The sequence below is a fragment of the Spongiactinospora gelatinilytica genome (assembly GCF_003236385.1).
Taxonomy (GTDB): Bacteria; Actinomycetota; Actinomycetes; order Streptosporangiales; family Streptosporangiaceae; genus Spongiactinospora; species Spongiactinospora gelatinilytica.
Genome location: NZ_POUA01000484.1, coordinates 1 through 4767 on the forward strand (window position 1 = coordinate 1; position 4767 = coordinate 4767).

4 protein-coding genes are annotated in these 4767 nt (G+C 70.2%); 2 read left to right on the forward strand and 2 right to left on the reverse strand.

What is annotated here, in order from left to right:
• On the reverse strand, nt 1-1222 hold a 1222-nt coding region (locus C1I98_RS35310), incomplete at its 3' end, for a hypothetical protein (RefSeq protein WP_199537460.1).
• Between the two features lie 205 nt (nt 1223-1427).
• Here C1I98_RS35310 and C1I98_RS35315 point away from each other — a divergent pair.
• Both C1I98_RS35315 and C1I98_RS35320 read left to right on the forward strand, forming a co-directional pair.
• Nucleotides 1428-2180: a polysaccharide deacetylase family protein gene (locus tag C1I98_RS35315; protein WP_111171657.1), complete on the forward strand. Its 753-nt coding sequence runs from the start codon at nt 1428-1430 to the stop codon at nt 2178-2180.
• Nucleotides 2181-2311: 131 nt separating this feature from the next.
• A complete protein-coding gene (locus C1I98_RS35320) occupies nt 2312-3121 on the forward strand; it encodes a polysaccharide deacetylase family protein (RefSeq protein WP_111171658.1) in 810 nt (269 codons plus the stop codon).
• Nucleotide 3122: 1 nt separating this feature from the next.
• Here the strand turns inward: C1I98_RS35320 and guaA are convergent, their stop codons facing one another.
• Nucleotides 3123-4688, reverse strand: a complete 1566-nt coding sequence (gene guaA, locus C1I98_RS35325; RefSeq protein ID WP_111171659.1) for a glutamine-hydrolyzing GMP synthase — start codon at nt 4686-4688, stop codon at nt 3123-3125.
• Nucleotides 4689-4767: the final 79 nt, after the last annotated feature.

The following is a 4767-nucleotide window of genomic DNA, read 5'->3' on the forward strand; positions in this document are numbered from 1 at the left end:
GGGTGGACACGAGCCAGGCGGCGAGCGCGCCCGGCCGTACGCTCATCCCCTGCGACGCGCCGCCGAACACGACGAACTGCGCGAAGGCCAGCACCGCGGCGGTCATCGCGAGCAGCGCGAGCACCACGCGGTCCCTGCGGAACACCAGCAGCAGCGCCAGCCCGGCGCCGAGCAGCGGCACGAACGTGGCCTTGGCCCCGGAGACGGCGGTCAGCAGCACCAGCACGAGCAGCAGCCGCGCGGGCGTGGCCCGGCGCAGCACCCCGGCCACGGCCAGGGTGAGCGCGGCGAACAGCGCCGCGCCGAAGGTCTGGGTGGGGCTGAGCCAGGTCAGCGTGCCGGCGAGCGCGCCGCTCGGCAGCGGGCTGTCCCGCCAGCCGAACAGGTCGGGCGTGCCCGCCAGGTACGCCAGCGCGACCGCCGCCGCGCCCGCCCACCAGGACCCGGCGACCCGCCGCCCGAGCGCCGCGACCAGGATCGTGAAGGCCGCGGCCATCGGCAGCACGGCCAGCCGGTAGAGCACGGTCTGGGCCTCGATGCCGGTGGCCCAGCTCGTCGCGGCCAGGTCGGCGTACAGGAACCAGTGGTACGCCAGCGGCTCGCCCGCCACCTCGGGGACCGTCGGCGGCATGTGGTGGCGTAGTTCGCCGACCAGCGACAGGTGGAACGGCATGTCCACGTAGGGGGCGGCGTTGCCCGGCCAGGTCAGGCCGTGGGCGCGGTAGAAGGCGGGCGCGGCGAACACCACCAGCGCCGCGACCAGTCCGGCGAGGGTCCAGGCGGCGGGAACGGGCACCCGCTCGGCCCGGGGGCGCGGGCGGTAGTGGCGGCGCAGCGCGGGCACGACGGCGAACACCACGATGGTGATCACGGGCCAGGCCAGGAACCAGCGGGGACCGCCCGCCGCGCGGGCCGCGGCGTAGGCCCCGATCTCCAGCGCGTAGCCGACGGCCGCCCCCGCGGCCAGCTCGACCGGCAGGGCGCAGCGCCGGGGGCCGCAGGCCCGCCAGATCAGGGTTCCGGGCAGCACGATGCCGAGAACGAGGTAACCGAAATAGCACGCTATATCGGGGCCGGGAGTGTCGTGCGCGAGCAGCGTGGCCACCGCAGCGGCTAGTACCGCCGCCCCGGGCAGCAGCCGTGGTCCTGGGATGCCGTGCGGGGGGCGCTCGGCCGTCCTGTGGCCTGCGGCCTGCTCGATCGCGGTGGTGGCGACGGTCATGGGTGCTCGCAATCCGGCTCGGTGGCGGGAGCCTGGATGCGTAAATGTAGCGAACGGATTACAGGTAATGGCGTTCTGTAATCGTGACCCACCGATAGCGGATTGCAATATGCGGGTACCGGGCCCTCGGCGAAAGATCTGGCGTTAGGTATGGTTTGCGCAGCGCTATGGGCTTTCCTTTAGATAAGTGAGAGGAAAAACACATATGTCTGGATGGGTGCGGGTGGGGGTGGCGGCGGTGGCGATGAGCGCGTTAGTCGCCCTGGGGCCCCCGGCCGAGGCGTCGTCCGCCGCCGGGGCCGCCAAGCCGGCGCAGCGGGCCGAGCCGATCAAGCAGGCCGAGCCGGTGAACTGCTACCGCGCCAAGTGCATCGCCCTGACCTTCGACGACGGGCCGGGCCCCCACACCGCGCGACTGCTCGACACCCTCAAGAAGAACGGCGTCAGAGTGACGTTCTTCCTGGTCGGCGAGCAGGTCGAGCGCCGCCCCTCGGTGGTGCGGCGGATGGCCCGCGAAGGGCACGAGATCGCCAACCACACCTACTCCCACCCCCGGCTGACCGAACTCGGCGTGGACGAGATCGTGTCCGAGATCAAGCGAGGCAAGGCCGCCATCCGGAAGGTCACCAAGCGGCAGCCGGAGATGCTGCGCCCGCCGTACGGGCTGACCGACGAGCGCGTGGAGGCGCTGGCGGGCGCCCAGGGGCAGGCGGTGATGCTGTGGTCGTCCAGTTCACGGGACTGGGAGCTGCGGCGTACCGACCTGATCGTCAAACGGGCGCTGAAGCTCGCCCGCCGGGACGGGATCATGTTGCTGCACGACATCGTGCCCGGAACGGTCCGGGCGATGCCCAAGCTGCTGAAGGAACTTCGCAAGCGCGGCTACACCGTCGTCACGGTGCGTGAGGCCCGCCGCGGCAAGCTGCCCGGACCTGGGGAAAGATGGCCCGCGCGCTGACTTGACGTCACCTGGGGGTGTCAACTCGGAGCAGATCCTCAGCTTGTTCCCGGTGCAGAGGTGACAGAAGGGGCGCTACGGTAGTGCGCTGCCCGAGTTAGTCAATCTCGTATCAAAGCGAGGAGCACCCGATGGCTCGCCATCAACGCGCCCGGCTCCCCCTCGCCGTGGCGCTCGCCGGGGCTCTGGCCGGCATGGGCGCGGCAGCACCCGCCGCCCATGCCGAGGCCCCGAAGAAACCCCCGAAGAAGGAAAGCAAGGTGGACTGCGCCAAGGCCAAGTGCCTGGCACTGACTTTTGACGACGGTCCAGGAAAGTACGCCGGCAAACTGCTCGACACGCTCAAGAAATACGACGCGAAGGCGACGTTCTTCCTTGAGGGGCAGTATGCGAAGTCCCGGCCCGAGTTCGTCAAGCGAATGGCCAAGGAAGGCCATGACCTGGGGAACCACAGCTACAAGCACCCGAAGTTCCGGGAGATCACCGATCAGGAGATCAGCGAGGAGCTGACCAGCACGCAGGAGGCGGTGAAGAAGGCGGCCGGCAGGTCGCCCACCATGATCCGCCCGCCGTACGGGGAGTTCGACCCACGAACCGTGCGGATCGCCGCGCAGATGGGCCTGCCGCTCGTCCTGTGGAACGGCGGCTCGCGTGACTGGGCCACGAAGAACGAAACGGCCATCTACAAAGAAGTGCTGCGCAGTGCCAAGCGCGACGGCGTCATCCTGATGCACGACTGGGTGCAGCAGACCGTCACGGTGATGCCCAAGCTGCTCAAGGAACTGAAGCGGCAGGGCTATCACCTGGTGACGGTCACGTCGTTGCTGCGGGACGGGCGCAAGCTCGAACCCGGCGAGGTCTACCCCGACCCGAAGGTGAAGCAGGAGGACCTGGAGTCCCCGCCGGAGGACATGCAGTCGCCGGAGGACGAGGAGTTCTAGGTCACTCCCACTCGATGGTGCCCGGCGGCTTGCTGGTCACGTCGATCACGACCCGGTTGACCTCGCGTACCTCGTTGGTGATCCGGGTCGAGATGCGCGACAGCACGTCGTAGGGCACCCTCGCCCAGTCGGCGGTCATGGCGTCTTCAGAGGTGACGGGCCGGAGCACGATGGGATGACCATAGGTCCGCCCGTCACCTTGGACGCCGACCGAGCGGACGTCGGCGAGCAGCACCACCGGGCACTGCCAGATCTCCCGGTCCAGGCCGGCGCGGGACAGCTCCTCGCGAGCGATCGCGTCGGCCTCGCGCAGGATGTCGAGCCGGTCGGCGGTGACCGCGCCGATGATCCGGATGCCGAGCCCCGGCCCGGGGAACGGCTGCCGCCACACCATGGCCGCGGGCAGCCCCAGTTCCTCACCGGCCCGGCGCACCTCGTCCTTGAACAGCGTGCGCAGTGGCTCGACCAGGTCGAACCGCAGGTCGTCCGGCAGGCCGCCGACGTTGTGGTGGGACTTGATGTTGGCGGTGCCGGTGCCCCCGCCGGACTCCACCACGTCGGGGTAGAGCGTGCCCTGCACCAGGAAGTCGACCGGCCCGTCCTTCATGATCGCGCGCTGCTCGTCTTCGAAGACGCGGATGAACTCCCGGCCGATGATCTTGCGCTTCTCCTCGGGCTCGGTGACCCCGGAGAGCGCGTCGAGGAACCGGTCGGCCGCGTCCACGACGCGCAGGTTGACCCCGGTGGCGGCCACGAAGTCGCGCTCGACCTGCTCGGCCTCGCCCTTGCGCAGCAGCCCGTGATCGACGAACACGCAGGTCAGCCGGTCGCCGATGGCCCGCTGCACGATCGCGGCGGCCACCGCGGAGTCGACCCCGCCGGACAGCGCGCAGATCGCCCTGCCCTCGGGGCCGATCTGGGCCCGGACCGCCGTCACCGCGTCTTCGACGATGTTGAGCATGGTCCAGTTGGGGCGGCATCCGGCGGCGTCCAGGAAGTGCTTGAGCACCGCTTGGCCGTGCTCGGAGTGCAGCACCTCGGGGTGGAACTGCACGCCGTACAGGCCCTTGGCGGGGTCTTCGAAGGCGGCGACGGGCGTCTCGGCGGTGGAGGCGGTGACCGCGAACCCGCGCGGCGCGGCGACGACCGAGTCACCGTGCGACATCCACACCTTCAGCGCGGACGGCAGCCCGGCCAGCAGCACCCCTTCGCGCGCCACGGCCAGCTCCGTGCCGCCGTACTCGCCCACCCCGGTGTGCGCGACCTCGCCGCCCAGCGCCTGCGCCATCGCCTGGAACCCGTAGCAGATGCCGAACGTGGGCACCCCGGTCTCGAACAACCCGCCGGGCACGGCGGGCGCGCCTTCGGCGTAGACCGACGAGGGGCCTCCGGACAGGATGATCGCCTTGGGCTTACGGGCCAGCATCTCCTCCACCGGCATCGAGGACGGCACGATCTCGGAGTACACGTGGCACTCGCGCACCCGCCTGGCGATGAGCTGCGCGTACTGCGCCCCGAAGTCGACGACGAGGACGGTGTCGAACTCAGACAACGAAAAGACCTCCAAAGGGCACCCGCGGTAACTCGAAGTCTATCGACCCCGGCCAGGCGACCGGCCCTGCTCCCCGCCCCTCACGGGACCGTTC